General features: G+C 61.0%; 12 protein-coding genes and 1 pseudogene. 5 read left to right on the forward strand and 8 right to left on the reverse strand.

All coding sequences use genetic code 11. The features are described 5' to 3' along the window. Positions 1–21: 21 nt before the first annotated feature. Together AC1DRN_RS13775 and AC1DRN_RS13780 are read left to right on the forward strand one after the other, a co-directional pair. Positions 22–1,143, forward strand: a complete 1,122-nt coding sequence (locus tag AC1DRN_RS13775; RefSeq protein ID WP_223462384.1) for an HlyD family secretion protein — start codon at positions 22–24, stop codon at positions 1,141–1,143. Then, entirely contained in the window at positions 1,140–2,732 is a 1,593-nt protein-coding gene (locus AC1DRN_RS13780) for a DHA2 family efflux MFS transporter permease subunit (RefSeq protein WP_223462385.1), read from the forward strand. Before AC1DRN_RS13775 ends, AC1DRN_RS13780 begins: the two co-directional genes overlap by 4 nt. Before the next feature lie 12 nt (positions 2,733–2,744). Here AC1DRN_RS13780 and AC1DRN_RS13785 read toward each other — a convergent pair whose 3' ends face one another. The 4 genes from AC1DRN_RS13785 to AC1DRN_RS13800 all read right to left on the reverse strand — a co-directional run bounded on the left by AC1DRN_RS13785 (position 2,745) and on the right by AC1DRN_RS13800 (position 6,687). Further along, entirely contained in the window at positions 2,745–3,185 is a 441-nt protein-coding gene (locus AC1DRN_RS13785; RefSeq protein WP_046043133.1) for a carboxymuconolactone decarboxylase family protein, read from the reverse strand. Positions 3,186–3,434: 249 nt separating this feature from the next. Beyond that, positions 3,435–4,877, reverse strand: coding sequence for a mechanosensitive ion channel family protein (locus AC1DRN_RS13790; RefSeq protein WP_223462386.1), 1,443 nt, complete (start codon positions 4,875–4,877; stop codon positions 3,435–3,437). Positions 4,878–5,043: 166 nt separating this feature from the next. Then, on the reverse strand, positions 5,044–5,727 hold the full coding sequence (locus tag AC1DRN_RS13795; protein WP_223462387.1) for an isochorismatase family protein: 684 nt from the start codon (positions 5,725–5,727) through the stop codon (positions 5,044–5,046). Between the two features lie 93 nt (positions 5,728–5,820). Further along, entirely contained in the window at positions 5,821–6,687 is an 867-nt protein-coding gene (locus tag AC1DRN_RS13800; RefSeq protein ID WP_223462388.1) for a pirin family protein, read from the reverse strand. 104 nt (positions 6,688–6,791) lie between these two features. Here AC1DRN_RS13800 and AC1DRN_RS13805 point away from each other — a divergent pair, with 104 nt between their 5' ends. Then, on the forward strand, positions 6,792–7,700 hold the full coding sequence (locus AC1DRN_RS13805; RefSeq protein WP_223462389.1) for a LysR family transcriptional regulator: 909 nt from the start codon (positions 6,792–6,794) through the stop codon (positions 7,698–7,700). Positions 7,701–7,978: 278 nt separating this feature from the next. Next, complete coding sequence (gene dkgB, locus AC1DRN_RS13810; protein WP_223462390.1) at positions 7,979–8,782, forward strand: 2,5-didehydrogluconate reductase DkgB; 804 nt, start codon at positions 7,979–7,981, stop codon at positions 8,780–8,782. 3 nt (positions 8,783–8,785) lie between these two features. Here the strand turns inward: dkgB and AC1DRN_RS13815 are convergent, their stop codons facing one another. The 4 genes from AC1DRN_RS13815 to AC1DRN_RS13830 form a co-directional block, all read right to left on the reverse strand. Further along, positions 8,786–12,025 carry a transporter substrate-binding domain-containing protein gene (locus AC1DRN_RS13815; RefSeq protein WP_223462391.1) on the reverse strand — a complete coding sequence of 1,080 codons (3,240 nt, stop codon included), beginning with the start codon at positions 12,023–12,025 and terminating at the stop codon, positions 8,786–8,788. Continuing rightward, a complete protein-coding gene (locus AC1DRN_RS13820; protein ID WP_223462392.1) occupies positions 12,026–12,652 on the reverse strand; it encodes a response regulator transcription factor in 627 nt (208 codons plus the stop codon). Between the two features lie 108 nt (positions 12,653–12,760). Continuing rightward, a complete protein-coding gene (locus tag AC1DRN_RS13825; protein ID WP_223462393.1) occupies positions 12,761–13,162 on the reverse strand; it encodes a chemotaxis protein CheY in 402 nt (133 codons plus the stop codon). A 127-nt stretch (positions 13,163–13,289) separates the two neighbouring features. After that, positions 13,290–14,006, reverse strand: a complete 717-nt coding sequence (locus AC1DRN_RS13830; protein WP_223462394.1) for an MgtC/SapB family protein — start codon at positions 14,004–14,006, stop codon at positions 13,290–13,292. A gap of 148 nt (positions 14,007–14,154) precedes the next feature. On the opposite strand from AC1DRN_RS13830, the pseudogene AC1DRN_RS13835 reads away from it, so the two are divergent. After that, positions 14,155–14,280: pseudogene (locus tag AC1DRN_RS13835) on the forward strand (MgtC/SapB family protein); the annotation flags it as partial.

Genomic DNA, 14,280 nt, shown 5'->3' on the forward strand with positions numbered 1-14,280 from the left:
CGCTCCAACAGGTAATCCTCCATGACCAGCATGTCCACCGTTGAACCCGACCTGGCTGCCCCGGTGACTGCCGCCAAGCCCCCCCTGCTCAAACGCCTGCTTTTGCCCGCCGTGGCAATCGCAGCGCTGGTATTGGCCGGTGTGTATGGCGCGCATTGGTGGAGCGCCGGCCGCTTCATCGAGGAAACCGACGACGCCTACATTGGTGGTGACGTAACAGTGATCGGGCCGAAAGTGGCGGGTTATATCGACGAAGTGCTGGTGACCGACAATCAGAAGGTCAAGGCCGGCGACGTGCTGATCCGTCTCGATTCGCGCGACTACCGCGCCAACCTGGCCAAGGCCGAAGGCGCCGTGGCCGCCCAGGAGGCCTTGCTGGCCAACCTCGATGCCACCGAACAACTGCAACAGGCCGTCATCGGCCAGGCCCGTGCCGGCATCGACGCCGCCGGTGCGGAAGCTGACCGTTCGCGGGATGACGATGCCCGCTACAAAAAACTGGTGACCACCAACGCCGTCTCGGTGGAAAGCGCCCAGCGGGCCAACGCCACGTTCAAGACGGCCCAGGCCCAAAGCAACCGCGCCCAGGCTGAACTGCTGGCCGCGCAACGCCAGTTGAATGTGATCGACACCCAGAAACAACAAGCCCGGGCCGCCTTGATCCAGGCCAGGGCCGAGCGCGATCTGGCGCAATTGAATGTCGGCTACACCGAACTGAAGGCACCGGTTGACGGTGTGATCGGCAATCGCCGGGCACGGGTCGGCGCCTATGCCCAGGCCGGCTCGCAATTGCTCTCGGTGGTGCCTTCCAGCGGATTGTGGGTCGATGCCAACTTCAAGGAAGACCAACTGGCGCACATGGTGCCGGGGCAACGGGTGGTGATCCATGCCGATGTGCTGTCGGGTCAGGAGTTCCACGGTCACCTGGACAGCCTCGCCCCCGCCAGCGGTTCGCAATTCAGTGTGTTGCCACCGGAAAACGCCACCGGCAACTTCACCAAGATCGTGCAGCGGGTGCCGGTGCGGATTCACCTCGATCCGGCCGACAGCGTACTCGGCCACCTGCGTCCGGGGTTGTCGGTCACCGCTGAAGTGGACACGCGCAAGGAGCCTGAAGCGCCAGCCGTGGCCAGCGCGCCATGAGCCGCGCCCTCGCCGCCCCGGCGCAACCGTTCAATGCCGCGAACATGGCGACGGCGACCAAGGTCTTCGCCTTTGCCAGCATGTGCATCGGCATGTTCATTGCGCTGCTGGATATCCAGATTGTCTCGGCTTCGTTGCGTGACATAGGCGGCGGGCTCTCCGCCGGCACCGACGAAACCGCGTGGGTGCAAACCAGTTACCTGATCGCCGAAATCATCGTGATCCCGCTGTCGGGCTGGCTGTCCCGGGTGTTCTCGACGCGCTGGCTGTTCTGCGCGTCCGCCGTGGGCTTCACCCTGACCAGCCTGCTGTGCGGCGTGGCCTGGAACATCCAGAGCATGATCGCCTTCCGTGCCCTGCAAGGGTTTCTGGGCGGCTCGATGATCCCGATGGTGTTCACCACCGCGTTCGTGTTCTTCACCGGCAAGCAACGGGTGATCGCCGCCGCGACCATCGGCGCGGTGGCCTCATTGGCACCGACCCTGGGGCCGGTGATCGGTGGCTGGATCACTGACATATCGTCCTGGCACTGGCTGTTCTACATCAACCTGGTCCCCGGCATCTTTGTCGCCGTGGCCGTGCCGATGCTGGTGAAAATCGACCAGCCGGAACTGTCGCTGCTCAAAGGCGCGGATTACTTGAGCATGGTGTTTCTGGCGCTGTTCCTCGGCTGCCTGGAATACACCCTCGAAGAAGGCCCGCGCTGGAACTGGTTCAGCGACCGCACGATCCTGACCACAGCCTGGATCAGTGGCCTGGCCGGCCTGGCATTCATCGGCCGGACCTTGCATGTAGCCAATCCGATTGTCGATTTGCGCGCCTTGAAGGATCGCAACTTCGCCCTTGGCTGTTTCTTCTCGTTCGTCACCGGCATCGGCCTGTTCGCCACCATTTACCTGACGCCGCTGTTTCTCGGCCGGGTGCGGGGCTATGGAGCGCTGGACATTGGACTGGCGGTTTTCTCCACCGGGGTGTTCCAGATCATGGCGATTCCGCTGTACGCCTTTCTGGCCAACCGCGTCGACCTGCGCTGGATCATGATGACCGGCCTTGGGCTGTTCGCCTTGTCGATGTGGGATTTCAGCCCGATCACCCATGACTGGGGGGCCAAGGAACTGATGCTGCCGCAAGCCTTGCGCGGGATTGCCCAGCAACTGGCGGTGCCGCCCGCGGTGACGCTGACGCTCGGTGGCCTGGCGCCGGCGCGGCTCAAACATGCGTCGGGGTTGTTCAACCTGATGCGTAACCTGGGTGGGGCTATCGGCATCGCCGCGTGTGCGACCATTCTCAATGACCGTACCAACCTGCATTTCACCCGGCTGGCGGAGAACCTCAACAGCACCAACGAGGCGCTCAACCAATGGCTGTCCCAGGTCGGCAACAATTTCGCCACCCTCGGCCAGAGTGGTGACGCCGGGGTCACCGCCAGCCTGCATCAACTATGGTTGCTGACCTACCGCGAAGCCCAGACACAAACCTATGGCGATGCGTTCTTGATGATCATGGTCTGCTTCATCGTCGCCACGGCGATGGTGCCCTTGATGCGCAAAGTGCAACCACCGGCCGCGCCGAGTGCCGATGCGCATTGATGCTTGTGCGGGTCAGGCCTGAGGCATTTTTCGGAAGCCGATGGCCAGGCGATTCCAGGCGTTGATGGTGGTGATGGCGACAGTCAGGTCGACCATTTCCTTGGCATCGAACTGTGCGGTAGCCAGTTCATAGTCTTCGTCCGGGGCATGGGTCTGACTGATCAGGGTCAGAGACTCGGTCCAGGCCAGTGCGGCGCGTTCACGCTCGGTGAAGAACGGCGTTTCGCGCCAGGCCGACAGTGTGGCCAGGCGACGCTCGGATTCACCGCCCTTGCGCGCATCGGCGCTGTGCATGTCCAGGCAGAAGGCGCAGCCGTTGATTTGCGAGGTACGCAGCTTGACCAGTTCGATCAGGTTTTTTTCCAGCGGCAGTTTCGACACCGCTGTTTCCAAAGCGATCATCGCTTTGAGGGCGTCAGGGGACGCGGTGTAGAAATCGATACGGGTTTTCATGGCGTGCTCCAGGGCAAGTGGGTGTGCCACTACGTTAGTCCCGCGGCCGGTTTACACAAATAGCCAATTTTTCAGAAGTCGAGGAGGCCACTGGCGCGGGTGTGATGGATTTCACTCTTCACTTTTGGTGAGTTCACTGCCGTCATCGCGAGCAAGCTCGCTCCCACATTTGACCGCACTTCCCTGTGGGAGCGAGCTTGCTCCGGGCGGCGATCCGACGAGCCGCGCAGCGGCCATTCACCACCGAGTTCAAACCCGATTGCGCAACCACTGCAAAAAGCCCTTTTTCGCCACCGTCACCGGCAACTCCTGGGTCAGGGTTTTCGCTTTGTGCAGCCGGTAATCGAGCAAGGCCTGCATCGCATCGTTGATGTCGTGGCGGGCATCCAGGCACGGCTTGAGGTATGACTTTTCGATGCGGTACAGGCCACAGAAGGTCTTGGCGGTAAACCGCGCCGGCACCGAACTGTCGGTCAGAATGCCGGCCTCGCCGATCACTTCCCCCGGCCCCATGCGCCCGGATTCGAATGGCGCTCCGTGGCGCAACAACGTCACCGAGACCACACCGGACTCAATGATGAACAAGTGATCACTGACCTCCCCCGCCTCCAGGATCGTTTCCCCGGCGCGGAACGATTGCAACGTCATGTTCTGGCTGAAGGTCTCTTTCTCTTCCTGGCGCAAGGTGGAGAAAATCGGCGAGCTGTCGAGCAACGCCCGGGGCCGCGACAGGTTGCCCGACGGATTGGGCTCCACGCTCGACAGCAGGTTGACGCCGGACGCCTGCAAGTGCCGGTAGGCCAGGTCGAACAGTTGATTGCGCACCGAACGCTTCTCGTCCATCGACGCGACAAACCCGCTGATTTCATAGACCACTCCGGTGTTGCTGGCATTTTTCAGGCCGACACTCGGCGACGGTGTCTCCAGCAGAAAGCGGCAGCCCTGCATGGCCCGCTCCAGGGCTTCGATCACCGTGTTCGGTCGCGCATGCGGGCTCACTTCCAACGAGACGGAAATGCCGAACATATCGTTCGGCCGACTGAAGTTGATGATCTTGGCCTTGGCGGCCAGGGAGTTGGGTATGACCGCCATGCAACCCTGGGAGGTCTGCAGGCGCGTGGCACGCCAGTCGATATCGGTGACCCGGCCTTCCATGCCATCGATGGAGATGTAGTCATCCAGTTGGTAGGGTTTGGTGGTGTTCAGGACGATCCCGGAGAACACATCGCTGAGGGTACTTTGCAAGGCCAGGCCGACGATGATCGCCAACGCACCGGACGTCGCCAGCACGCCCTTGACCGGCAGATCGAGTACATAGGCCAGGGCGGCAATGATCGCGATCAGGAAAATCACCGCTCCGAGCAAATCCTGGAGCAATCGCCCGGTATGCCCCACCCGTTGCATCATCACCGCGCCGATCAGCACCGTCAGCATCCGCGCGCCGAACAACCACCAGCCGATCTGCAGTCCGGTGGCCGCCAGGTGCAACGGTACGTTGTCGGCCCAGGGCGGCGGCTCCATCGGGTTCAGGCCTTCGTTGAACAGCAGCAGGCTGTATAGCGCGAAAATCGTGACCCGCAACAGAAGCTTCCAAGGGTTGCGGTTGTCACCGATTAAACGCCACAACCCGAGGTCAATCAGGATCAGCGCCATGGCGCAGATCAATGGGTGTTCGGTGAGGAAAGACAGCATCAAGCAACTCCAGCCAGGGCTAATAACGCGAAGATCGCACAGATTGGCCATAGTGTAGGAGCAATTGATTTGGCGGGATGAACACCCTCCCAAAAACACCACAAAACCAATGTGGGAGCGAGCTCGCTCCCACAGGGGCCAGGCGAAATCGGCGTGGGGTCACCGGTCAGCGCTGGGAGTCCAGCGCCTCGTGTTCGTTCGCTACTTGCTGGGCCTTGAGGTAACTCTCGATCAGCAACTGATAATGCGGCATGGCCTGGGCGTAGACAGCGGCCCACTGTTCGGCATCCGGACGGTTCCACGAACCTTGCAGTTCGGATAACGTCGCCATGATGTCGATCGGCACCACCCCGGCCTGGGCCAGACGGGCAACGGTCAGCTCGGTGGCCAGTTTCGAGTGGTTGCCGGAGGCGTCGACCACGGCAAACACCTTGTAGCCTTCATGCACGGCGGCGATGGACGGGAACGCCAGGCACACGCTGGTCAAGGTGCCGGCGATCACCAGGGTTTTCTTGCCGGTGGCTTTGACCGCCGCGTGAAACTCCGGGTTGTCCCAGGCGTTGATTTCACCTTTGCGCGCCACGTATTGCGCATGGGGTGCGGCCTCGTGGATTTCCGGGATCAACGGCCCGTTCGGCCCCTGGGGAACGGAAGCGGTAGTGATCACCGGCATCTTCAGCAGGGTCGCGGCCTTGGCCAGGGCAATGGCGTTGGCGCGCAGTTGGGGCACGTCCATGTCCTTGACGATCTGGAACAGTCCGCTCTGGTGATCGATCAACAGCATCGCACTGTCGTTGGGGTCGATGGTCGGTTTCTGGCCGTTGAAGTTGGCCGCGTAGACAGTGTTCATGTGCGTTTCCTCTTTCTTTTGGGCAACAGCCATCCCTGGCCTGAAAACCGGCCTACTCATCCTGTGTAGAGTCGGGTGTAAAAGCGCTGCGAATTAAGCGTGCATCCGGCCGAATCGACCGGACTGGAAGTCGGCGAAGGCCTGGTGAATCTCCTGCTCGGTGTTCATCACGAACGGCCCGTGACCGACGATCGGTTCATCGATCGGCTCGCCGCTGAGCAACAGCACTACAGCATCTTCGCTGGCTTCGAGGGTCATCTGTTCGCCCTTGCGGTCGAACAGGGCCAACTGCCCCTGGCGCACCGACTCCAGGCCATTGACCTGAACCGTGCCGCGCAAAACCACCAGTGCGGTGTTGCGCCCTTCATGCAGATCCAGCGTGAGCAACTTGCCGGCATTCAAACGAATGTCCCACACGTCGACCGGGGTAAAGGTGCGCGCCGGGCCTTGGTGACCGTCGAACTCACCGGCGATCAGGCGCAGGCTGCCGGCGTTGTCCTTCAAGGCGATGTTCGGGATGTCGCCGTCGAGGATCGTTTGGTAACCGGGGTCGGCCATCTTGTCCCTGGCCGGCAGATTGACCCACAGTTGCACCATCTCCAGGGTGCCACCGCTCTTGGCGAAACCCTGGGAGTGAAACTCTTCATGCAGGATCCCCGAGGCAGCGGTCATCCATTGCACATCGCCGGGGCCGATCTTGCCGCCACTGCCGGTGGAGTCCCGGTGCTCCAGTTCGCCCTTGTAAACGATAGTCACGGTTTCGAAGCCACGATGAGGATGCTGACCAACGCCACGTCGTTCGGTGGTCGGGGTGAATTCAGCGGGGCCGGCGTGATCCAGCATCAGGAACGGGCTGATGTGTTTGCCCAGGTTGTCGTAGGAAAACAGCGTGCGAACCGGAAAACCGTCGCCAACCCAATGGGCCCGTGGACTGGTGTAGATACCGATGATGTTTTTCATGGTGTCTCCTAATGAGGTGAGTGAAGCCATGGACAGAGCTTAAAACCGTGACCTTTGCTGCGCTAGACTGCAAAAATCAGCTTTAGCGTTCTATTTGGAGAACGATGGTGGAAGACCTCAACACCCTCTACTACTTCACCCAGGTAGTGGAGCATCACGGTTTCGCCGCAGCGGGCCGGGCGCTGGACATGCCCAAGTCCAAGCTCAGCCGACGCATTGCCGAACTCGAAGAACGCCTCGGCGTACGCCTGCTGCATCGCACCAGCCGGCATTGCTCGTTGACGGAAATCGGCCAGGCCTACTACCAGCGCTGCCTGGCCATGCGCGTGGAGGCGGAAAGCGCCGCCGAACTGATCGAGCGCAACCGCTCCGAGCCCCAAGGCCTGGTGCGTGTCAGTTGCCCGACGGCGCTGCTCAATTCCTGGGTCGGGCCGATGTTGACCCGCTACATGCTCAAGTACCCGCTGGTGGAGTTGTTCATCGAGAGCACCAATCGCCGGGTCGACCTGATTCACGAAGGCTTCGACATTGCCTTGCGGGTACGCTTTCCGCCGCTGGAAAACACCGACATGGTGATGAAGGTGCTGGGCAACAGCACCCAGAGCGTGGTCGGCAGCCCGGCCTATTTATCGCGCCTGTCGACACCGGTCTCCCCGGCCGACCTCAGCGGCTTGCCGAGCCTGCACTGGGGTGCGGCGCAGCGCGAATATCAGTGGGAACTGTTCGGTGCCGATGGCAGCACTGCAATGATTCGTCACGCGCCGAGGATGGTCACCGATGACCTGTTGGCGTTGCGCCATGCGGCGGTCGCCGGGATCGGCATCGTGCACCTGCCCAGTGTGGTGGTGCGCGATGAAATCGCTGCCGGGCAACTCGTGGAGCTGGTGCCGGGCTGGGCGCCGAAGAGCGGTGTCATCCATGCGATCTTTCCTTCGCGTCGGGGCTTGCTGCCATCGGTGCGCACGTTGATCGATTTTCTTGGGGAGGAATTCAGTCGTAGTGATATTGCCTGAAGGCAGCTACAAGCTTTCAGCTGCAAGCGGAAAGTTGATGGGGTAAGGCTTCAGAACGAGTCGCGGCCTTCGCTGGCAAGCCAGCTCCTACAGGGTTTGCGCAAACCCTGTAGGAGCTGGCTTGCCAGCGAAGGCGCCGGATCAAGCACCCTCACCGAACCAGACTGCCGATGATTCATGACTTTCGGTAAACATTGCTTTGCCGCTCCAGCGGTTTTTCTCACGGATGCAGGCGCCGATACTGCCGCCCATTCCCACTGCAACCTCTGGAGTCATCAATGTCTATTCCCGCCTTCGGTCTGGGCACGTTTCGCCTGCAAGGCCAGGTGGTCATCGATTCGGTAAGCACCGCCCTGGCGCTCGGCTACCGGGTGATCGATACCGCACAAATCTACGAGAATGAAGCCGACGTCGGCGAGGCTATCGCTGCCAGCGGCATCGCCCGGGAAGAACTGTTCATCACCAGCAAGATCTGGGTCGCCAACCTGGCCGGTGATCGTCTGATCGACAGTCTGAAGGAAAGCCTGCGCAAACTGCAGACCGATTACCTGGACCTGACCCTGATCCACTGGCCGTCGCCGGACGATCAAGTGCCTGTCGCAGAATTTATGGGCGCCCTGCTTGAAGCCAGGCGCCTGGGCCTGACCCGGCAGATCGGCGTGTCCAACTTCACCATCGACCTGATGCAGCAAGCGATTGCAGCCATCGGCGCCGAGCACATCGCCACCCACCAGATCGAACTGCACCCGTACCTGCAAAACCGCAACGTCGTCGCGTTCGCACAGAGCCAGGGCATCGGCATTACGTCATACATGACCCTGGCCTACGGTGAAGTCCTCAACGACCCGCTCATCCAGCAGATCGCCGAACGCCTGCACGCGACGCCGGCCCAAGTCACTCTGGCCTGGGCCATGCAATCGGGTTACGCGGTGATCCCATCCTCCACGCGCCGGGCCAACCTCGAAAGCAACTTGAAGGCTCGCGAGCTGACCTTGAGCGAGGCCGATATGGCCATGATCGCAACGCTGGATCGCGGCCACCGGCTGACCAGCCCCAAGGGCATCGCGCCGCATTGGGATTGAGCCTCAATCCTGCCCGATACTCTGGTCCAGGCGGGCCATGGCTTGCTGCAACTGGTCGACAGCATCGTCGATCAGTGCCGCGCGGCCGTCATTGCACGCCTGTTCCAGTTGTTCGCAACACTCGACCAGGGCGAGCGCTCGCACCATTAGCGCCCCGCCCTTGATCCGGTGTGCCAGTTCCTGCAAGCCCGGGCGATTGCCGCCGGCGTGCAAGGCCAGCAAATGCACGCGATCCTCGCGGTTGGTCAGCGCCAGATCGCGTATCAGTTGATCGATCAACTCACGATCCGAATCCGCATAACGTTCCAGCCCGCTCAAATCGAACTCGGCGAAGCCAGGGTCGACGATCGCCGCTTGGGGTGCACTGGAAAACCGCCGGGCCAGCCACGCCTGCAAGTCCACCAGGCGAATGGGTTTGAACAGGCAATCGTCCATGCCCGCCGCCTTGCACCGGTCCTTCTCCTCAGCCTGCGCATTGGCGGTAAAGCCCAGAATCGGCGTCGACGACAGCCCCTGCACCTGCTCTTGCTCACGTATCGCGCCCGCCAATTCATAACCACTGAGCTGCGGCATATTGCAGTCGGTGATGACCAGATCGAAACCGTACCCGTACCCCTGCCCGCGCCACTGTTCAAGCCCCTGCGCCCCGTCCTCCGCCAGCACCACGCGATGGCCCAGATAGCTCAACTGCCGCGAGAGCAACTGGCGATTGGCCGGATAATCGTCAACCACCAGAATCGACAATGCCCGGGTCGTGAGCTGCGCCGGATCCTGGGACACCACCTCGGCGGGTAACGTTTGCAGGACGGGCAGCACCAGGCTGATGTCCACCCGCGTGCCGCGCACAGGCTCACTGTCGAGTTGCAACCGGCCGCCCATCATTTCACACAGGGTACGACTGATCACCAGGCCCAGGCCGGAACCCTGCCGGGCGGTCTGCTGGCTATTGCCCGCCTGCACAAACGGACTGAACAGGCGTTGCTGGTCGAGAGCGCTGATACCGATGCCACTGTCCTCGATACTCAGCCTGACAGACAGAAGCGCCGGGGCTTGAGGCAGCACCCGCAGTGTCAGGCTCACCTCACCTTCTCGGGTGAACTTGATCGCATTGCTCAGCAGATTGGACAGCACCTGTTTGAAGCGCGTGGGATCGAGCATCACGTCACAGTCACTGCGCGCGTCGAGATCGACCCGCCACTGCAGATTCTTTTGCATCGCCAGCCCTTCGAAAACCCGGCAGACCGACGTCACCAGCGCGTGCAGATTGACCCGCTCCGGCGCCAGCGACAAATGCCCGGATTCGATCCGCGCGACGTCCAGGATGTCGCCGATCAAATCCAGCAACTGCTGCCCGGCGTTGGACGCCACCTCGATGGCGGCGCGGTCGGTCACCCCTTCATCGGCGCGTTTGAGTGCCAGTTCGAGCATGCCGATCAAGGCGTTCATCGGCGTGCGGATTTCATGGCTCATGGTGGCCAGGAACGTGGTCTTGGCCCGGTTGGCGTCATCCGCCGCGTCCTTGGCTTCCTGCAATTGCCCAAGCAATTGCTGACGCTGGCGAATCTGCCGCCGCTGCCAGACGATCCCGGCCAACGCGAGCAACAACAAGACACCCGCCGCCGCAAACGCCTGCACGATCGCTTGTCGGTGTCGCAGCCAGTAACTCTGCTCGACCATCGCGTCATAGCGCCAGGGTTGAGTCAGCTCGTCAATTTCTTCGGGGGGAATACTCAGTAATGCCTTGTCCAGAATCGAATGCAGCTCGGTGGCCTCGCGACTGGTTGCCAGGGTGCTTCGGGCGGGGTCGGTGCCCACGGTGCTGGTCACTTGCAGACGATCGCGATACTGCCGGGAAATCAGGTAACGGGCGCTGATCAACGAGTTGATGCCGCCATGGGCCTTGCCCTGGGCGACCATCTCCATGGCGTCCGTGGACAGTGGCGCATCCGCCAGCTGGATCAGCGGGTAATGCTGGCGAAGGTACTCGGCGGCAATGTTGCCCTGGGTCAGCGCCAGGGTTTTCCCCGCCATGTCATCCAGCGTCCTGGGGCTGTCCGCGTCCACGCGGGTCACCAGCACCGACGGGCTGCTCAGAAACGACCGGGTGAACCGCAATTCGTCTTCACGCTGGGAACTGAGGCCGATACCGGCCAACACATCGATCTGGCCGCTCGTGATGCCCGTCATCATCTCGGCCACCGACTTCATGCCCTGGATGTCAAATTGCAGCCCGGTGCGCAAACTGATTTTCGTCAGCACATCGACGCCAATGCCGCGAAACTTGCCTTCGCTGTCGACAAATGAAATCGGCGGGATATTTTCGTTGATTGCGACCTTCACCCGCGGGTGCCGTTCGAGCCAGTGCTGTTCGGCCACGCTCAATTGCAAAGACTGAGTGCCCGGGATAGATACCCCGTTGGCCCCCCAACGGCGCAGGATGTTCATTTGTTCATTGGCGGTGATGGCCGCCAGCGCCTTGTTGACGATGCGTAATAGCGAAACGTTGTCGCGGGTCATCGCAAAGGCAAAACGCCCGGACTCCATGGGCGAGAAGTCCGTCAGGTGAACGTTGTTCAGGTAATTCCTGCTGATCAGATAATGGGCATTGATCGCATCACCGAGGTAGACATCGGCCTGGCCGAACGCCACGGCACCCATCGCCGCCAGTGTCGAGGGAAACAGCTGGACCTGCGCTTTGGAATAGAACTGTTGCACGCTGTATTCGGGCAAGTAGTGATACAGCATCACCAGTCGCTTGCCGGCCAGTGTCGGGTCGAGCACCGGAGGGAAATCGGTGCGGGTGACCAGCACCGGTTGATCCACCGCGTAGGCGCTGGACATCTGTAGCTGCGGATCTTCGGCTTCGAATCGGTTGGCCGTTCCCAGCAGGTCGGCCTGCCCGTTCTTGATGGCCTGCACCGCGTCGGCCCGCGATGGATAACATTGAACCTCGATGACGACGTTCAACAATTGTTCGAGCAACCCGGCGTAATCGGCTGTTACGCCTTCGAACACCTTGCCTGCCGTGTTGAACTCGAAGGGGGGATAGTCGGGAGCCGAGACAGCCAGCACCAATCGGCCCTTTTGCTGCAACCAGCGTAACTCGGTTTCCGACCACCTGACGCTCAGGCCTTCGGCACTCGAGCGTCCCAACAGGGTCAACGATTGTTGTGCACAGACCGTCGATGCCCAGAGAAGAAGGCCAATCAGCACCCCGCCTGCCAATCGTCGGAGAGCGTTCATTCAGATCAAATGATTGCGCAGGGCGAAATCCCTCAAGTGCACCGACGAGCTCACGTTGAGCTTGAGGGTGAGGCGGGTCTTGTAGGTACTGACGGTCTTGTAGCTCAGGTGCATGATCTCGGCGATTTCCAGGTTTTTCGAACCCCGGGCCAGGTACTGCAGAATGGTCAACTCACGATTGGAGAGCTTGTCGATCAACTGCCTTTCACTGCGTTGCAAATCCCCCATCGACACGGAACTCGAAGGGATCTGGGCAAAATAGGTATAGCCGGCCATCACCGAATGCACCGCCGCCTTCAAGTCATCCAGGTCCTTGCTCTTGGAAACATAGGCAACCGCCCCGGCCCGCATGCAGCGGTCCTGATAGAACTGGGCCTCCAGTGAAGTGAACACCACCACGCGACATCGCGTCTTTTCGGCCTTGATACGGTCCATCACCTCAAGCCCCGCCACACCCGGGAGGCCCAGATCAAGCAACACGACATCCGGTTGATGCTCCCGGATCAATGCCAGGACCTCATCGCCACGGGAGGCCTCGTAAATACTCTTGAATCCTTCACCCTTGAGTACGAGTTTGATCATGGAGCGAACCACCGGATGATCTTCCACAATCAGTGCTGACTTCATGACAACTCCCGTGCAAAACAACACGATCGGGCAAAAAATGCCCTCCAGGCACCGCAGCGGTTGGGCACAACGCTGCGCATAGACTTTTGCATGGAAGGCTGGAAAGTACTACCTGACAGAAATGACAGTTCCGACGAACGGTATCTGACGATCGACAGCGCTCATCAACTGCGTAATGGACGCCAGGTCCGGCAGAGCGGCCTGGCTCAACTGGACTTTGCCCGCGACTGGCGACAACGGCGCCTGCCGTTCATTGAAGATAAACGCGTGATGAACCTGCGGGTTGTCGTCAAGGAAACTGAACAGGTCCAGCGCTCCAATTGCCATCGCCCCATTGACCAGCACCAGGTCCAGAGGCTCGCAACCGTACTCCACCAGTGCAAGGAGCTCGTCGAGGCTCTGCACCGGAGCCACCCGAAAATAGCCGAGCTGGTTGAACAGTCGCTCGATCCGCAGGCTGTTGAAGTGCTGCGCATCGGCGATCAGGATGCGCAAGGATTTGTTCGGCAAGGTGACCTCCAAAAGGATGTCGGTTTCAAGAGGTCGCAAAGCCTACGGAAGACCTTCCTGGTTTTATGTAGGAATATTCCTAAAATAATGCCGGTTAATCTGACTCTTGCCCGGGAAACCTTGGCCGTTACTCCGTGGTACTCGGACTCCAGAACGCCTGCACCACCAGGCTCGACGTCGAAATCCGTGCCACCAGCGCATCCAGTTCATCACCATCGACCGAGGTGGTCGCCAGGGTGGCTTCGATTTCAATTTCGTCCGTGCCGAAGGCATGCACATCGACATCGCTGGCCGGATAGTTGCTGCGCGCAAGCTCGGCCTCGAGCAGGGCCAGCACGGTTTTCTGCTGCGTACGCCGGGCAATGACATAGACGATGTTGGTGACTTCCGCCGAAATCACATCCAGCGGCTGACGGTTGATGGTGTTGACGATCGGCCGCAGCAAGGTGTTGGCCGCAAGCACGAACAGCGTGCCAAGCAACGCTTCGGCCAGCAGGTCGGCACCGGCGCAGGCACCGACTGCCGCCGAGGTCCAGAGCGTGGCGGCGGTATTGAGGCCGCGCACATTGCCTTCTTCGCGCATGATCACCCCGGCGCCGAGAAAGCCGATACCGGAAACCACGTACGCCACCACCCGCACGGCCCCTTCGGCCCCGCCGAGCCGGTTGGCCATGTCGACGAAAATCGCCGCGCCCACCGCCACCAGCACGTTGGTGCGCAGGCCGGCGGTGCGTTGCCGGTACTGACGCTCGAAACCGATCAGGCCGCCGAGGATGAAGGCCGCGCTGAGGCTGACCAGGGTGTCGAGCAGGGAGGTCAGGTTGAGGTTGTTGATGGCTTGCATATGAAAATCCTTGAAAAACACACGATCCCTGTAGGAGCGAGCCTGCTCGCGATGACGGTGTATCAGTTGACATGGATATCGCCTGACACTCAGTCATCGCGAGCAGGCTCGCTCCTACAGGGATCGTGTGTTTTTCAAGGATTTTCATATGCAAGCCATCAACAACCTCAACCTGACCTCCCTGCTCGACACCCTGGTCAGCCTCAGCGCGGCCTTCATCCTCGGCGGCCTGATCGGTTTCGAGCGTCAGTACCGGCAACGCACCGCCGGCCTG

This window comes from Pseudomonas sp. P5_B3, assembly GCF_056400405.1.

Coding starts and splice junctions, on each gene's coding strand:
- AC1DRN_RS13775 (WP_223462384.1), top strand. CDS start 22: ATGACCAGCATGTCCACCGTTGAACCCGACCTGGCTGCCCCGGTGACT.
- AC1DRN_RS13780 (WP_223462385.1), top strand. CDS start 1,140: ATGAGCCGCGCCCTCGCCGCCCCGGCGCAACCGTTCAATGCCGCGAAC.
- AC1DRN_RS13785 (WP_046043133.1), bottom strand. CDS start 3,185: ATGAAAACCCGTATCGATTTCTACACCGCGTCCCCTGACGCCCTCAAA.
- AC1DRN_RS13790 (WP_223462386.1), bottom strand. CDS start 4,877: ATGCTGTCTTTCCTCACCGAACACCCATTGATCTGCGCCATGGCGCTG.
- AC1DRN_RS13795 (WP_223462387.1), bottom strand. CDS start 5,727: ATGAACACTGTCTACGCGGCCAACTTCAACGGCCAGAAACCGACCATC.
- AC1DRN_RS13800 (WP_223462388.1), bottom strand. CDS start 6,687: ATGAAAAACATCATCGGTATCTACACCAGTCCACGGGCCCATTGGGTT.
- AC1DRN_RS13805 (WP_223462389.1), top strand. CDS start 6,792: ATGGTGGAAGACCTCAACACCCTCTACTACTTCACCCAGGTAGTGGAG.
- dkgB (WP_223462390.1), top strand. CDS start 7,979: ATGTCTATTCCCGCCTTCGGTCTGGGCACGTTTCGCCTGCAAGGCCAG.
- AC1DRN_RS13815 (WP_223462391.1), bottom strand. CDS start 12,025: ATGAACGCTCTCCGACGATTGGCAGGCGGGGTGCTGATTGGCCTTCTT.
- AC1DRN_RS13820 (WP_223462392.1), bottom strand. CDS start 12,652: ATGAAGTCAGCACTGATTGTGGAAGATCATCCGGTGGTTCGCTCCATG.
- AC1DRN_RS13830 (WP_223462394.1), bottom strand. CDS start 14,006: ATGCAAGCCATCAACAACCTCAACCTGACCTCCCTGCTCGACACCCTG.